Annotated in this window: 12 protein-coding genes; 2 read left to right on the forward strand and 10 right to left on the reverse strand. The window is 72.2% G+C overall.

Annotated features, from left to right (window positions below; translation table 11 throughout):
* Nucleotides 1-10 precede the first annotated feature (10 nt).
* Nucleotides 11-526, reverse strand: coding sequence for a 5-(carboxyamino)imidazole ribonucleotide mutase (purE, locus tag QI554_RS39750; protein ID WP_281477587.1), 516 nt, complete (start codon nucleotides 524-526; stop codon nucleotides 11-13).
* The gene (locus QI554_RS39755; RefSeq protein WP_281477588.1) at nucleotides 523-1,662 is read right to left on the reverse strand and encodes a 5-(carboxyamino)imidazole ribonucleotide synthase; all 1,140 of its coding nucleotides are present in this window, start codon (nucleotides 1,660-1,662) and stop codon (nucleotides 523-525) included. The genes purE and QI554_RS39755 overlap by 4 nt, the downstream gene beginning before the upstream one ends.
* A gap of 259 nt (nucleotides 1,663-1,921) precedes the next feature.
* Here QI554_RS39755 and QI554_RS39760 point away from each other — a divergent pair, with 259 nt between their 5' ends.
* Together QI554_RS39760 and QI554_RS39765 are read left to right on the forward strand one after the other, a co-directional pair.
* Nucleotides 1,922-2,371, forward strand: coding sequence for a GtrA family protein (locus QI554_RS39760; RefSeq protein ID WP_281477589.1), 450 nt, complete (start codon nucleotides 1,922-1,924; stop codon nucleotides 2,369-2,371).
* Nucleotides 2,368-2,868: a GtrA family protein gene (locus QI554_RS39765; RefSeq protein WP_281477590.1), complete on the forward strand. Its 501-nt coding sequence runs from the start codon at nucleotides 2,368-2,370 to the stop codon at nucleotides 2,866-2,868. The genes QI554_RS39760 and QI554_RS39765 overlap by 4 nt, the downstream gene beginning before the upstream one ends.
* Nucleotides 2,869-2,917: 49 nt before the next feature.
* Here the strand turns inward: QI554_RS39765 and QI554_RS39770 are convergent, their stop codons facing one another.
* From QI554_RS39770 to QI554_RS39805, 8 genes are all read right to left on the reverse strand, one after another.
* Complete coding sequence (locus QI554_RS39770; protein WP_281477592.1) at nucleotides 2,918-4,177, reverse strand: ATP-binding protein; 1,260 nt, start codon at nucleotides 4,175-4,177, stop codon at nucleotides 2,918-2,920.
* Nucleotides 4,178-4,211: 34 nt separating this feature from the next.
* Complete coding sequence (locus QI554_RS39775) at nucleotides 4,212-4,883, reverse strand: response regulator transcription factor (RefSeq protein ID WP_281477594.1); 672 nt, start codon at nucleotides 4,881-4,883, stop codon at nucleotides 4,212-4,214.
* Nucleotides 4,884-5,078: 195 nt separating this feature from the next.
* On the reverse strand, nucleotides 5,079-5,930 hold the full coding sequence (locus tag QI554_RS39780) for a hypothetical protein (RefSeq protein ID WP_281477596.1): 852 nt from the start codon (nucleotides 5,928-5,930) through the stop codon (nucleotides 5,079-5,081).
* 156 nt (nucleotides 5,931-6,086) lie between these two features.
* The gene (locus QI554_RS39785) at nucleotides 6,087-7,892 is read right to left on the reverse strand and encodes a hypothetical protein (protein ID WP_281477598.1); all 1,806 of its coding nucleotides are present in this window, start codon (nucleotides 7,890-7,892) and stop codon (nucleotides 6,087-6,089) included.
* Nucleotides 7,893-7,995: 103 nt separating this feature from the next.
* Nucleotides 7,996-8,889: a hypothetical protein gene (locus tag QI554_RS39790; protein WP_281477601.1), complete on the reverse strand. Its 894-nt coding sequence runs from the start codon at nucleotides 8,887-8,889 to the stop codon at nucleotides 7,996-7,998.
* A 31-nt stretch (nucleotides 8,890-8,920) separates the two neighbouring features.
* Nucleotides 8,921-9,703 (reverse strand): hypothetical protein, encoded by a 783-nt coding sequence (locus QI554_RS39795; RefSeq protein WP_281477603.1) that lies wholly within the window; start codon nucleotides 9,701-9,703, stop codon nucleotides 8,921-8,923.
* Complete coding sequence (locus tag QI554_RS39800; protein WP_281477606.1) at nucleotides 9,703-10,980, reverse strand: hypothetical protein; 1,278 nt, start codon at nucleotides 10,978-10,980, stop codon at nucleotides 9,703-9,705. Before QI554_RS39800 ends, QI554_RS39795 begins: the two co-directional genes overlap by 1 nt.
* A 77-nt stretch (nucleotides 10,981-11,057) precedes the next feature.
* Nucleotides 11,058-12,257, reverse strand: coding sequence for a WxL protein peptidoglycan domain-containing protein (locus QI554_RS39805; RefSeq protein WP_281477608.1), 1,200 nt, complete (start codon nucleotides 12,255-12,257; stop codon nucleotides 11,058-11,060).
* Nucleotides 12,258-12,397 lie beyond the last annotated feature (140 nt).

Consider the following 12,397-nt stretch of genomic DNA (forward strand, 5'->3'; position numbering starts at 1 on the left):
CTCCGGGCTCTCAGCCCTCGGTGAGGCTCTCGCGCAGCTTGCGACCCTTCTCGGTGGCCTGCGCGTTCAGGTCGGCCTGGAACTCCTCCATGCGCCCCCGCAGCGCCGGCTCGTGCGCCGCCAGGATGCGCACCGCCAGCAGGCCCGCGTTACGGGCGCCGGCGACCGACACCGTCGCGACGGGGACGCCCGCGGGCATCTGCACGATCGACAGCAGCGAGTCCATGCCGTCCAGGTACTTCAGCGGCACCGGCACGCCGATGACCGGCAGCGGCGTCACCGACGCCAGCATGCCCGGCAGGTGCGCCGCGCCGCCCGCGCCCGCGATGACGACCTTCAGGCCGCGCCCGGCGGCGCCCTGGCCGTACGCGATCATCTCCTGCGGCATGCGGTGCGCCGAGACCACGTCGGCCTCGTAGGCGATGCCGAACTCGTCCATGACCTCGGCGGCGGCCTTCATGACCGGCCAGTCGGAGTCCGAGCCCATGACGATGCCGACGACCGGCGCCGCCTCCGTGCTGTTCATTCGGTGATGCTCCCTCGCAGATAGGCCGCGGCGTGGCCGGCGCGCTCGCGCACGTCGGCCAGGTCGTCGCCGGACACCGTGACGTGTCCGACCTTGCGCCCGGGCTTGACGTCCTTGCCGTACATGTGGACCTTCACGCCCGGGTCGCGCGCCATGACGTGCAGGTACGCGTGGTACATGTCCGGGTAGTCGCCGCCGAGCACGTTGACCATCACGGTCCACTTGGCGCGCGCCCGGGGGTCGCCGAGCGGCAGGTCCAGGACGGCCCGCAGGTGGTTCTCGAACTGCGAGGTCACCGCGCCGTCGATGGTCCAGTGGCCCGAGTTGTGCGGGCGCATCGCCAGCTCGTTCACCAGGATGCGGCCGTCGCGCGTCTCGAACAGCTCGACCGCCAGGTGGCCGGTCACGCCGAGCTCGCCGGCGATCGCCAGGGCGATGCGCTGCGCCTCGAGGGCGCGCTCCTCCGGCAGGTCCGGCGCGGGCGCGATGACCTCGTGGCAGATGCCGTCGACCTGGATGCTCTCCACGACCGGGTAGGCGACCGCCTGGCCGTGCGGCGAGCGGACCACGCAGGCGGCCAGCTCGCGGACGAAATCCACCTTCTCCTCGGCGAGCACCGGGACACCCGCCCGGAACGGCGCGGCGGCCTCCTCGAGGCCCCGCACGACCCACACGCCCTTGCCGTCGTATCCGCCGCGCACCGTCTTGAGGACCACGGGCCAGCCGCCGACCTCGTCGGCGAACGCCGCGACGTCCTCGGGGCCGGCCACGATCCGGTTCCGCGGGCACGGCACGCCGATCTCCGCGAGGCGGGCCCGCATGACGCCCTTGTCCTGCGCGTGCACGAGCGCGTCCGGGCCGGGCCGCACGGCGACGCCGTCGGCCTCGAGGGCGCGCAGGTGGTCCGTGGGGACCTGCTCGTGGTCGAAGGTGACGACCGCGGCACCGCGCGCGAACTCGCGCAGGTCGGCCAGCGCCTTCTCGTCGCCGAGCACGACGTCGCCGACCACCTGGGCGGCGGACTCGTCCGGGGCGGCCGCGAGCACGCGGAAGCGGACACCGAGGGGAATAGCGGCCTGATGGGTCATGCGGGCGAGCTGGCCGCCTCCGACCATGCCGACGATCGGGTATGTCACGGGCACCAAGGGTATCCGGCCGCCGGGGCGCGGCCTGCCGCGGCCTCGCGGCCCTTACAACACAGCCAACCCGGCAAACCGGAACCGCGGCCGGGCGGTCCGTTCACCAAACGGTCAAGAGTGTGTAACCGGTCCGTGCCCTGCTTGGGGGAGGCGCCCGGAATTGCGGCTACCCTCGTCGGGTGAGTCATACGTACCGCCAGAGGCGCCGGTGAGCGGCACCCCTGAGCTTTCCCGGCGTCCTGGCCGCCTCTCGCGCATGCGCGGCGAGGTCGCCCAGTTCCTGATCGCGGGCGGACTCGCGTACGTCGTCGACGTGGCGGTCTTCAACCTCGGCCTGTACCTCGGCCTCGACGGCGTCACCGCGAAGATCGTCTCGTCGGTGCCGGCGACCATAGTCGCCTACATCGGCAACCGGTACTGGACCTACCGGCACCGCGAGCGGACCGGCGTCGGCCGCGAGTACACGATGTTCTTCCTGCTCAGCGCCATCGCGGCGGGAATCCAGGCAGGTTGCGTGTTCGTCTCGAACCACGTCATGGGCTACACCAGCCCGCTTGCCGACAACATTTCCGGCAACATCGTAGGTATGGCCCTGGGGACCCTGTTCCGCTTCTGGGCGTTCCGCACCTTCGTGTTCAAGCACAAGGAACCGGAGCCGGCGCGCCCGACCGCGCCCGCGATGTCGAACGCGGGCGGTGAGTCGTGACGGGGATCCGCGGGTTCTACGGGCGCTTCCGCCACCTGGTGCACGAACTGCTGAAGTTCGGCGCGGTGGGTGGATTCGGCGTGATCGTGAACGTCGTCGTGCTCAACCTCTGCCTCGACCACCTGGACCTCGCGCCGGTGCGCTCGACGATCATCGCGACCGCCGCCGCCATCGCCGTGAACTACCTCGGCAACCGGTACTGGGCCTACCGCCACAAGGGCTCCGAGGACCGGCGGCGCGAGATGGTGCTGTTCCTGGTCTTCAGCGGCGTCGGCATGGGCATCACCGCCGGCATCGTCGCGGTCTCGAACTACGCGCTGGGCTTCACCAGCCTGCTGGCGAACAACATCGCCAACTACGCGATCGGCCTGCCGATCGGCACGCTGTTCCGGTTCTGGTCCTACCGCACGTGGGTGTTCACCGGGACGCGCGCGCGCGACATAGACCGCGAGGCCGAGCAGCTGGTCGAGGAGTCGACCACCCGGACACGGTCCTAGCCGGACCGACCCTCGCCGGCCCGTTCCCGGGCCGCGTCCCGGCCCCGGGTCAGTCGTCGGCCGGCTTGGCCGCCAGGAACACCGCGAACACCGGCGGGCGCAGCTGGAGCAGCTCCAGGCGCCCGCCGTCCGCTTCCGCGAGGTCGCGGGCCACGGCGAGGCCGAGACCGGTCGAGTTGCGGCCGCTGACCGCGCGTTCGAACACCCGAGCGCCCAGCACGTCCGAGACCCCGGCGCCCTCGTCCTCGACCTCGACGACCACCGACGTGCCGGTCCGGCGCGTCCTGATGGTCACCGTGCCGCCGCCGTGCATGAGCGCGTTCTCCAGCAGCGTCGCGAGCACCTGCGCGAGCGCCCCGGGCGTCGCCACGGCCTCCAGGCCGCCCTCCCCCGCGACCCGGATCGCGCGGTGGGCGCCCACCATCGCCGGGCGCCACTCGTCGACCTGCTGGCGCACCACGTCGTCCACCCGCACCGTCACCGCCGAAGCGGTGCGCGGGTCGCGCCCGGCCGCGCCGCGCCGGGTGCTGGTCAGCAGCCGCTCGACCACCTCGGTGAGCCGCTCGACCTGGGACAGCGCGATCGCGGCCTCCTCCTTCACGGTCGCCGGGTCCTCGGTGACGATGATCTCCTCGAGGCGCATCGACAGCGCGGTCAGCGGCGTACGCAGCTGGTGCGAGGCGTCGGCGGCGAGCCGGCGCTCCGCGGTCAGCATGCGCGCGATGCGCTCGGCGCTGGTGTCCAGCACCTCGGCCACCCGGTCCAGCTCCGGCACGTCGTACCGGCGCTGACGCGGCCGCGGGTCGCCCGAGCCGAGCCGTTCGGCGGTCTCCGCGAGATCGGTCAGCGGACGCGCCAGGCGGCGCGCCTGCCACACCGCGAGCGCCGTCGCCGCGGCCACCGCGAGGAGCGCCACGCCGAGGATGAGCAGCAGCGACTCGCGCACGTCGCGCGTGACGCGGTCGCGCGACTCGCCGACGGTGACGGTCTCGCCCTGCGGGCCCGTCATCGTCACCTCGAACGTCTTGCCGCCCGGCTTGTCGCCGAACTGCAGCGGCGCCCGCTGCGGGATCGCCACCGTCGCGTAGCGGCCCTCCGCCACCTGGCGCTGCAGCACCGCCACGTCCGGCTGGTCGCCCGACGACAGGCGCAGGTCGACGATCTCCAGGAGCCGTGAGGCCTCGGCCTTCAGGTTGTCCCGGGCGGTCGTCTCGATGGCGCGCGTCTCGACGAACGCCAGGGGAATGCCCAGCACGGCGACGACGACGAGCACCACTCCCAGCGTGGTGTTGATGAGCCTGCGGCGCACGGATACGGCCGTTCCGGGTTCCTTTCGGTCCGCTCTAGTTCTTCTCGAAGCGGAAGCCGACGCCGCGCACCGTGGTGATGTAGCGGGGGTTGCCGGCGTCGTCCCCGAGCTTCTTGCGCAGCCAGGAGATGTGCATGTCGAGGGTCTTCGTCGAGCTCCACCACGTGGTGTCCCACACCTCGCGCATGAGCTGATCGCGCGTCACCACCCGGCCGGCGTCCCGCACCAGGACCCGGAGCAGATCGAACTCCTTCGCGGTGAGCTGGAGTTCCTCCTCCCCGATCCACGCGCGGTGCGAGTCGACGTCGATCCGGACACCGTGCACGCCCTGGCCGACCTCGGCCGCGCCGCGGCGCAGCAGCGCCCGCACGCGGGCCAGCAGCTCGGCCAGCCGGAAGGGCTTGGTGACGTAGTCGTCGGCGCCGGCGTCGAGCCCGACGACGGTGTCGACCTCGTCGGCGCGTGCGGTGAGCACGAGGACCGGGAAACCGTGGCCCTCGGCACGCAGTCGTCTGCAGACCTCCAGTCCGTCCATGCCGGGCAGACCGAGGTCGAGCACCAGGAGGTCCACCCCGCTCTGCGCGGCACACTCCAGGGCCGTCGGTCCGTCCTCACGCACCTCGACGTCGTAGCCCTCACGACGCAGCGCGCGTGCCAGGGGCTCGGAAATGGAGGCATCGTCCTCTGCGAGCAGTACGCGGGTCATGTGCCCGATCGTAGAACCCACGGGCCCGCTGGTCCCGTACCTGTCCCCACCTGTCCACTCCCGATCGCCTCCCGAGCACCCCCGACGGGCCCTGTGGAGGCCGGAAAACGCGCAGCCGGAAGCCGCCCCGCGGCGCTGGAGGCCGCGGGGCCGGTGGTCACCGGGCCGCGCTGCGCGCCCGCCGGTTCGTCCGGGTCAGTCGTCCTCGGTGTGGCGGCGCCACGACAGGAGCATCGTCACGACGGCCATCGCCAGGACCAGGACGCCCGCGCCGATGCCGAACAGGGCGGCGCCGGACATGCCGCCGCCGTCCGAGGACGATGCCGCGCCGCTCGCCTTCAGGGTCGCGCTGGAGCGCTCCGGTTCGGGGGCTCCGGTGCCCGTCGCGGTGCCGAATGCCGGGGGCGACTGCGGAGCCACCGGCACGGCGGCCTGGGGGCTCTGGCTGGTGCTGGTGCCCGCAGGGCCCTGCGCCGGGTTCGGCGGGGCGTCCTGCGCGGTGATCCGGATGACCGTCGAGACGCCGACCGGGGAGGTCGGGAAGCACGTGGTGATCTGGTCGCCGAAGGTCTGCGTGTTGGTGACCATCTTCCCCGGGGTCAGCGAGATGTCGCCGCGCGCCTCTATGGGGATGCTCAGTTCGCCCTCGTAGGGCGGGACCACGATCTGGTGGGGCGCGCCCGGGATGTCGACGCGCATCTGCGGTCCCTGGAGGCGCACCGTGCCGCTCGCGCCGCCCGACATCGTCAGGTCGATCGACGGTGTGAGGAGCGTGCCGGGGAACGGGATCGGGCTGGTGCCCGCGTTGGGGCCGAGGGTGACGCGGATCTTCACCTTGGCGCCGGGCCGCACCGCCTCGGCGGGGCCGTCCAGCGTGACCAGCTGTTCGCCCTCGATCGCCGGTTGTTCAAGCGGCAGTTCGCAGTGCACCTGCATGGGGACCGTCGTCCCGGCGTACGCCGTCGGCGCGAGGCCGATCACCGACGCGGCCACGCTCGCCGACGTCAGTCCCAGGACGAAACCGGCCCTCGCTATACGTCGAGCCATCGGAAATCGCGGTCCCTTCATCGGTTCTACGGTGGCTGCCGAGCGCCGGTCTTCGCAGGGCACAGTACGCGAAGGGTCCTCCCTCCGGGGAGATTCCGGAGGGAGGACCCGCCTAACGCTTGGGCGTCATCTCACGCCCGCCTGCCCGTCGTCGCCTCAGCCGCGGGCCTGCAGCCGCCGACGCCGGTACGGCACCAGCAGCAGCGTGCCGACGGCCGCGAGCACCGCGGTGCCGGCGACCAGCGCGAACGCGCTGATGGTGTCCCCACCGGAACCGGTCTTGGCCAGGTCGCCGCCGGTCGCGGACGTGCCGCCGCTGGACTCCGCCGACGGGGGCGGGGTGCCCTTGTCACCGGACGCGAGCAGCTGCGCCGACACATCGGTCTTCTGGGCGGTGCACTTGGTCATTGAGGTGATCGTCTGGCCGCCCAGCGGAACCTCGGTCTGGATGGTCAGCGTGCCCGGCGAGAACGAGAACATGCCGCCGCCCCACACCTTGAAGGTGCCGGTGAGCGCGCCCGCGGTGGTGAGGTCGTCACCGGGGCTCACGGTGATCTCGTGCTTGGGCTCGGTCACCTCGAACGACGAGGTGTCGGTGCCCTGCACGACGTCGACGGTGAGCTTCGGCGTGACGAAGAGCTTGCTGTTCGCCGGCACCATGCTCGGGGCCTTGCCGATCACGTTGCCCTGGATCTCCGCCTTGACGTCGACCGTGTCGCCGCCCGCGGCGTTCGCCGGAACGGTGAGCTTGATCGGCACGGTCGTCTGCATCGCCGGGATGTCGATGTCGATGCCGGTGACCGTGGTCTTGCACTCGTACTGGACGTCGACCTGCCTCGGATCCATCGGCTTCTCGCCGGAGGGCGGCGTGGTCACCGTGAAGGCGGCGCCGTCGGCGCGGTCCGTGTTGTTCTTCTCCGCGACGCCGATGCCGACCGTGCTCGGGTCCTTGACCACGAACTCGACGTCCTTGATCTCACCCTTGGCGTCCGCCTTGACCTGGACGACCGGGTCGGTGGACTTGTCGCCCTTGCCGTCAGCGCCGGGGACGGCGCCGAACACGATCAGGTCCGCGTTCGGGGTGAACGACTTGCCGCTGACCTTGACCTTGGTGCCGACCGGGCCGGAGGACGGGTCGATCCCCACCTTGGGCTCGGCCGCGGGCGCCTTCTTCACCTTGAGCGGGGCGGTCTTGTTCTTGTCGCCCGAGCTCACCTTGACCGTGTAGTCGCCGTCCGCCGTGCCGGCGGCGACGGTCGCCTTGCCGGACAGCGTTCCGTTCGCGACCGACGGGGACTTGGCGGAGAAGCCGTCCGCCTTGCAATTGGCGCCGGCCGCGTCGCACAGCTCGACGGTCGGCGTCCCGGCGGGCCAGCCGGCGCCGCTGAGGGTGATCTCGTTGCCGGGCTCCACGGTGCCGGGCTGGACGTCGAGCGTCACGGCGCCGGCCGGCGGGGAGTCGGCGGTGAACGTGGCGACGACCCCGTTGGCACCCGCGTACGTGCACGGCGCGGTCTGCTTGCCCAGCCCTGGGAGGTCCGTCACGTTGGCGGTGCCGGTCGGCGTGAACTGGATGTCGCCCACGGCCGCCGCCGGGATCGTGAAGGTCGCGGTGTACGGCGCGGGGTCGATCGGCACGTCGGCGGCGATGTCCAGGGTCACCTCGGGGCCGGCCAGGCTGACGGTGCCGGTCGCGGCGCCGCTCATGCTGAGCGTCAGGGTGCTCTGCGCCTTGGCGCCCTTGAAGGCCATCGGGCTGGTGATGGGCGGCGGGCCGAGGTCCACGGTGGCCGTGACGGTGACGCCCCCGGGCCCGGTCGTCTTGTCGAAGTCGACCTTGATCGTCTGGGGGCCCGTCTTCTTGCCGATGACGGGTACATCGCACGTAGCGTCTCGCGTCACGCTGCCCGCGTACGCGGAGGACGCGATGGCGGTCAGGCCCGCCGTCCCGGCGATTGTCACCGCCCCCAGGAAGGCGGCGGTTCTCCTACTGACTCTCATCATGAGCTGGATGTCCCAATCTCGAAGTGGAGCGACCCCGTTATCGCGAAGCGGTGAAGCGGTGTCAGGTCTGGGCGCGGCGCCCGCGGCGGTGCGGGAGGGCGAGGATCACGGCCAGGCCCGCCATCAGTAGGGAGGCCGTGAAGAACGCGAAGGCGGTCAGGCCCGGTCCGCCGCCGCCGGTGTGGGCGAGGTCGCCGCCGGAAGCGGAACTCGTGCCCGACGAGCCGGTGGTGGCCGTCGCGGTGTCGGTCGCGGTGGGCGTCGGCGTGCCCGTCCCCGCGTCCTTCACGCCGCCCTGCACGTCCTGCTGCAGAGTGCGCTGTTCACTCGGCGAGGCGCTGGTAGGCGCGTCCTTGGGCGCCACCACGACGGTCGCGCCGTGGTCGCCCGGGTCGGAGGAGCACTGCATGCGACCGAACTCGCCAGCCCCGGAGGGTTCGGACAGGAAAAGGGAGAAGGTGGTCGGGGCGATGCGGTAGGTGCCCGCGTCGCCCAGCTTCACCTTGGCGGTGAACTCGTCGGCCACCGCGTACTGTCCGTCGGCCTGCGGGGTCGTCTGTGCGGCGGGCGGCTGGAGGTCCGCGGTCTTGTCGGCCGCGCCCTGCCGCGCCATCCGGATCCGCAGGCCCTGCGTCACCGCGACCTGGGCCGGCGGCGACTGGAGCCGCGCGGTGACCGCCAGGTCGGAGCTGACCGCCACGCGCACGGTGAACTCCACGCCGGCGACGGCGTTCGCGGGCGCGTTGACGACCACCCGGGTGGTGAACGTCGACGGCACCTGGGTGCCCGGCTGGGACGCGTCCGCGAACGAGCACGAGTACGTCTGGTCGAACGGCCCGTCCGCATCGGCGGCTTGCGCGGTGAATGCCGATGCCAGCAGTCCCCCCGACGCGAGAAGCACGCTCGCGGCGGCGGCTGCCACCGTGGGCGCGATCCCGGTCCTCCTTGCGATCATCGGTTTCCCTACTCCTTTCCGCCGAGGTGGGTCAGACGAGCGTGAGGGTCAGCGTGGCCGTGTAGGAGCCGGGCACGACGCCCGACGCCGGCAGCCGCAGCGAGAAGTCGCCGCCGACCTCGAACTGCCCGCCCGTCACCTCTCGGTCCGACGGCGTCGAACACAGCAGTGCGGTACGGCTCTTGTCGGTGCGCGATCCGGGGACCGCCTTGCTCGGGTACGGCCCCGCGCCGTCGCGCGGGGCGCAGCGCGGCTGCCAGTCCAGTCCGTCGGCGCCGAGCTTGTCGCCACGAGTGGTCGCGAAGTCCGACATGGTCGCGGTGAGCGACCAGCCGAGCCGCGAGCCGCGGAAGTCCTGGACCAGCAGCGCCGGGAGCGTTCCGACGGCGGTGCGGGTCATCGGCATGACGACGAGCTTGGGCTCGCCCGACGCCTCGGTCTCCCGGACGGTGAACGGGCCCGCGAGGATCCGGGCGCCGACCGGGGCGACCTGGATGCCGCCCGGGTCCGCCGGGCCGGCCTGGACGACCCGGGTGTCGTAGACCAGCGACGTGCCGTCCTGGCCCGGCGCGGCGGGCGTGCTCGGGGGCGGTGCCTGCGGCGGCGCGGGGGGCGGCGTCTCCGGCATGACCCCCGGGGTGTCCCGCGGTTCCGCGACCGACTCGACCTGCGGGTCCGCCGCGTCGCCGCAGTCGGGCCCGGCACAGCCGCCGGCCGGGAAGAGCAGGAAGGTCGCCAGGACCAGCGTGCTGACGCAGACGGCGAACGCCGTCCCCAGCAAGGCCGCGGTCCCCCGCCCGGGCCGGTACGACATCAGGCATCGTCTCCCTCGCCGGGGTTCCAGGCGAGGCCGCGCGCGACGTCCTCGGGTCTGACGACCCGGCGTCCGGGCGCGGGTTCGGGCGAGGGCGGTGCGACGGGCGGCGGCGCGGGCACGGCGGTGGACGAAGTGGTGTCCACCGCAGGGGAGTCCGAAGCGGGCGACGGCTTGGCCGACGACTCGGAGAACAACGGACCGCTGATGACCACGGTCTCGGAGACCGAACGGCGCGGTGTCCCGCCGCCGACCGCGAGCACCGGCTCACGCGCGGGCTCCGGAGCCGTCGCGGGCGACGGGGTCTCCGCCGGCGCGGATCCGCCGCGTTTGCCGGCCGCCTCCTTGATGACCGAGCCTCCCGGCAGCCCGACCGCGCGGTCCTTCTCGATGGCGCGTTCCTCGCGGTTGCTGCGGACGGCTCCCACCAGCGAGACGCCGAGCCGCCACACCGTCATCGGGGCGACGACGATCAGGAGGCCGCCGAACAGGTAGACGCCCCAAGGCCGTCCGACGTTGAGCACCTGCTCGTCGACGACCTGGTTCTCGTACATCACGCGGTAGCGGAACTGGCCGTGCTGGCGCGGCTCCAGTTCGATCGGGATCTTGACGGTGACGCGCTGGCCCGGGTTGATCGTGCCCTGCCAGTCCCACGTCGACCAGGTCGGCGCGAACACGCCCTCGAACGTGGCGATCTTGAACCGCGGGTTGACGATCGGGCTCTGGCCCATGTTGCCGACCTCGATCTCGAACCGCCGGCTGACCGGCGACCCGAACCAGGTGAACAACGTGTCCTTGCCGGTCATCTTGCTGGTGAGGAACACCAGGCGGCCGGGCGTTTTCACGTCCGCCGGCAGCGCGGCGAACGGCGCGCCCTCGATCTCCAGCGGGGCGGTGTGGTCCTGCTGGTCGGTGCCGGTGACCGTGACCGCCCGCACCACGCACGGGCACGGGACGGGCGGCAGCGCGACCTTGAGCGACACGTTGATCATGCCGGCGTCGCTGACGGGCGTCTGGACGGCTGACGGCAGCGCGCAAGTACGGGTGCCGCCGAGGGCGTTCTGACCGCACACGGAGATGTTCACGAGCGCGCCCTTGGGCCAGCCGGCGCCGGTGACGCGGACGACCGCGTCGGCCTTGCTCTTGCCGGGGTCGAGGGACAGCGATGCGGGCCCGGTCCCGTTGTCGGACGCGGACGGCTTCGGGCTGGGAGCGGAGGTCGCCGCCGTGGCGGGCGCCGCGAGCGCGGCGAGCACGAGTCCGAGGAACGCGAGCACACACAAGAACGCCCCCGGGCGCGGTCGGCTGACCGCCGACCGCGCCGGAGGTGTGGAGCGGGGAGGTGCGAAGGACATCAGCCGCCGACCCCCGCCGGGTCGGCGGTGGGCTCCTGCTGGGGCGTGCCGCCTCCGGCACCGCCGCGCTTCTTGTCCTTCTTCGCGGGGGAGTTCGGCTCGTCGGCCGCGTTGTCGCCCGGCGTGTCGGGCTTCTTGGGCTTGGCCCCGTCGCCACCGGAACTTCCGCCCTTGGCACGGCGGTTGCGCAGGTACGACCAGGCGAACCCGGCGACGACGAGCAGGAACGCCAGGGTCACGAGCGCGGGCCACGGCACCGCCGTGTAGCTGGTGCTCTCGCTGTCCTCGAGCTTCTGGCCGTTCGACTGGGAGATGACCTTCACCGACACCGAGACGTGGTCCATGAGCGGCGCGTCGTTCCACACCTGCGAGAGCTCGACGCTCTGGCCGGGCAGCAGCGGTTCGGGCGCGGTGCTGGTCTTGTTCAGCAGCTTGCCGAACAGGCCGTCGGCCTTGAGCACGTAGCTCGGCGTGATCATGACGTTGCCGCGGTTGACCACCGTGTAGTGGATGACGGCCTTGTCCGAGCCGAAGAAGTCGCCGAAGCCGGTGCTGCGTTCGACGCGCACGTCGCGGACCTCGACACCGGGCAGCGCGTCGCCCGCGACCCGCAGGTAGATGCGGGCGCCGATCTGCATCTGCTCGTCGACGCGGAAGTCGCCCTTCTGCTCGCGCTTGTACACCTCGGTGTTGAGCGCGGTCATGGCGCCGGCGTGGTCGCCGGGGCGGGCGTTCGGCGGGATCGTGATCGTGAACGGGATGGTCGCCTGCTGGTTCGGCTTCAGCGTGACCTCGGTCTGGCCGCCGGCCACCTTGAGCCACAGGCCGACGTCGGTCTGCTGGTCGGTGATCTGCCTGATGCCGAAGGCGCCGTCGCGCGGCGTGTTGTACGCGTCCGAGCCGAACAGCTTGAACGTCATGTCGTGGTCGGAGGTGTTCGAGAGGACGGCCACGTCCGAGACCGTGGTCCCGGGGGCTCCGTCCAGGAAGAAGTAGCGCCGGTCGTTCTGCTTGTTGGCGTCGGTGACCAGCGGGTCGATCGACCACTGACTGTTGCCGATGGCGTGCGCGGCGGGCGCCGGGAGCACGGTCCACGAGGCCATCGCGACCAGGAGCGCGATGAACACGGCTCCGATCCGGCTGCGGACCGACGAGTCGCGCAAGGCGGGTGTTCCGCCCGCGGGTCCGGTGACCGTCATGGGTGTCTCCTGCGGTTGCGAGTTCGGCGGGGGAACGGGCGCACCGTGCCGGGAGCGGTTCCGAAACGGGGCCTCGGGTGCTGCGAGAGGGGGCGGAACCGGCGGAGGCGGTTCGGGCGGAACGGGCTGGCTGCCCGTTC

Origin of the sequence: Yinghuangia seranimata, from assembly GCF_029953285.1 — a bacterium.
Taxonomy (GTDB): Bacteria; Actinomycetota; Actinomycetes; order Streptomycetales; family Streptomycetaceae; genus Yinghuangia; species Yinghuangia seranimata.

Bases quoted from the DNA above. Each gene is read 5' to 3' on its own strand.
- QI554_RS39790 (WP_281477601.1), bottom strand. From the start codon at position 8,889: ATGATCGCAAGGAGGACCGGGATCGCGCCCACGGTGGCAGCCGCCGCC.
- QI554_RS39805 (WP_281477608.1), bottom strand. From the start codon at position 12,257: ATGACGGTCACCGGACCCGCGGGCGGAACACCCGCCTTGCGCGACTCG.
- QI554_RS39780 (WP_281477596.1), bottom strand. From the start codon at position 5,930: ATGGCTCGACGTATAGCGAGGGCCGGTTTCGTCCTGGGACTGACGTCG.
- QI554_RS39795 (WP_281477603.1), bottom strand. From the start codon at position 9,703: ATGTCGTACCGGCCCGGGCGGGGGACCGCGGCCTTGCTGGGGACGGCG.
- QI554_RS39760 (WP_281477589.1), top strand. From the start codon at position 1,922: ATGCGCGGCGAGGTCGCCCAGTTCCTGATCGCGGGCGGACTCGCGTAC.
- QI554_RS39775 (WP_281477594.1), bottom strand. From the start codon at position 4,883: ATGACCCGCGTACTGCTCGCAGAGGACGATGCCTCCATTTCCGAGCCC.
- purE (WP_281477587.1), bottom strand. From the start codon at position 526: ATGAACAGCACGGAGGCGGCGCCGGTCGTCGGCATCGTCATGGGCTCG.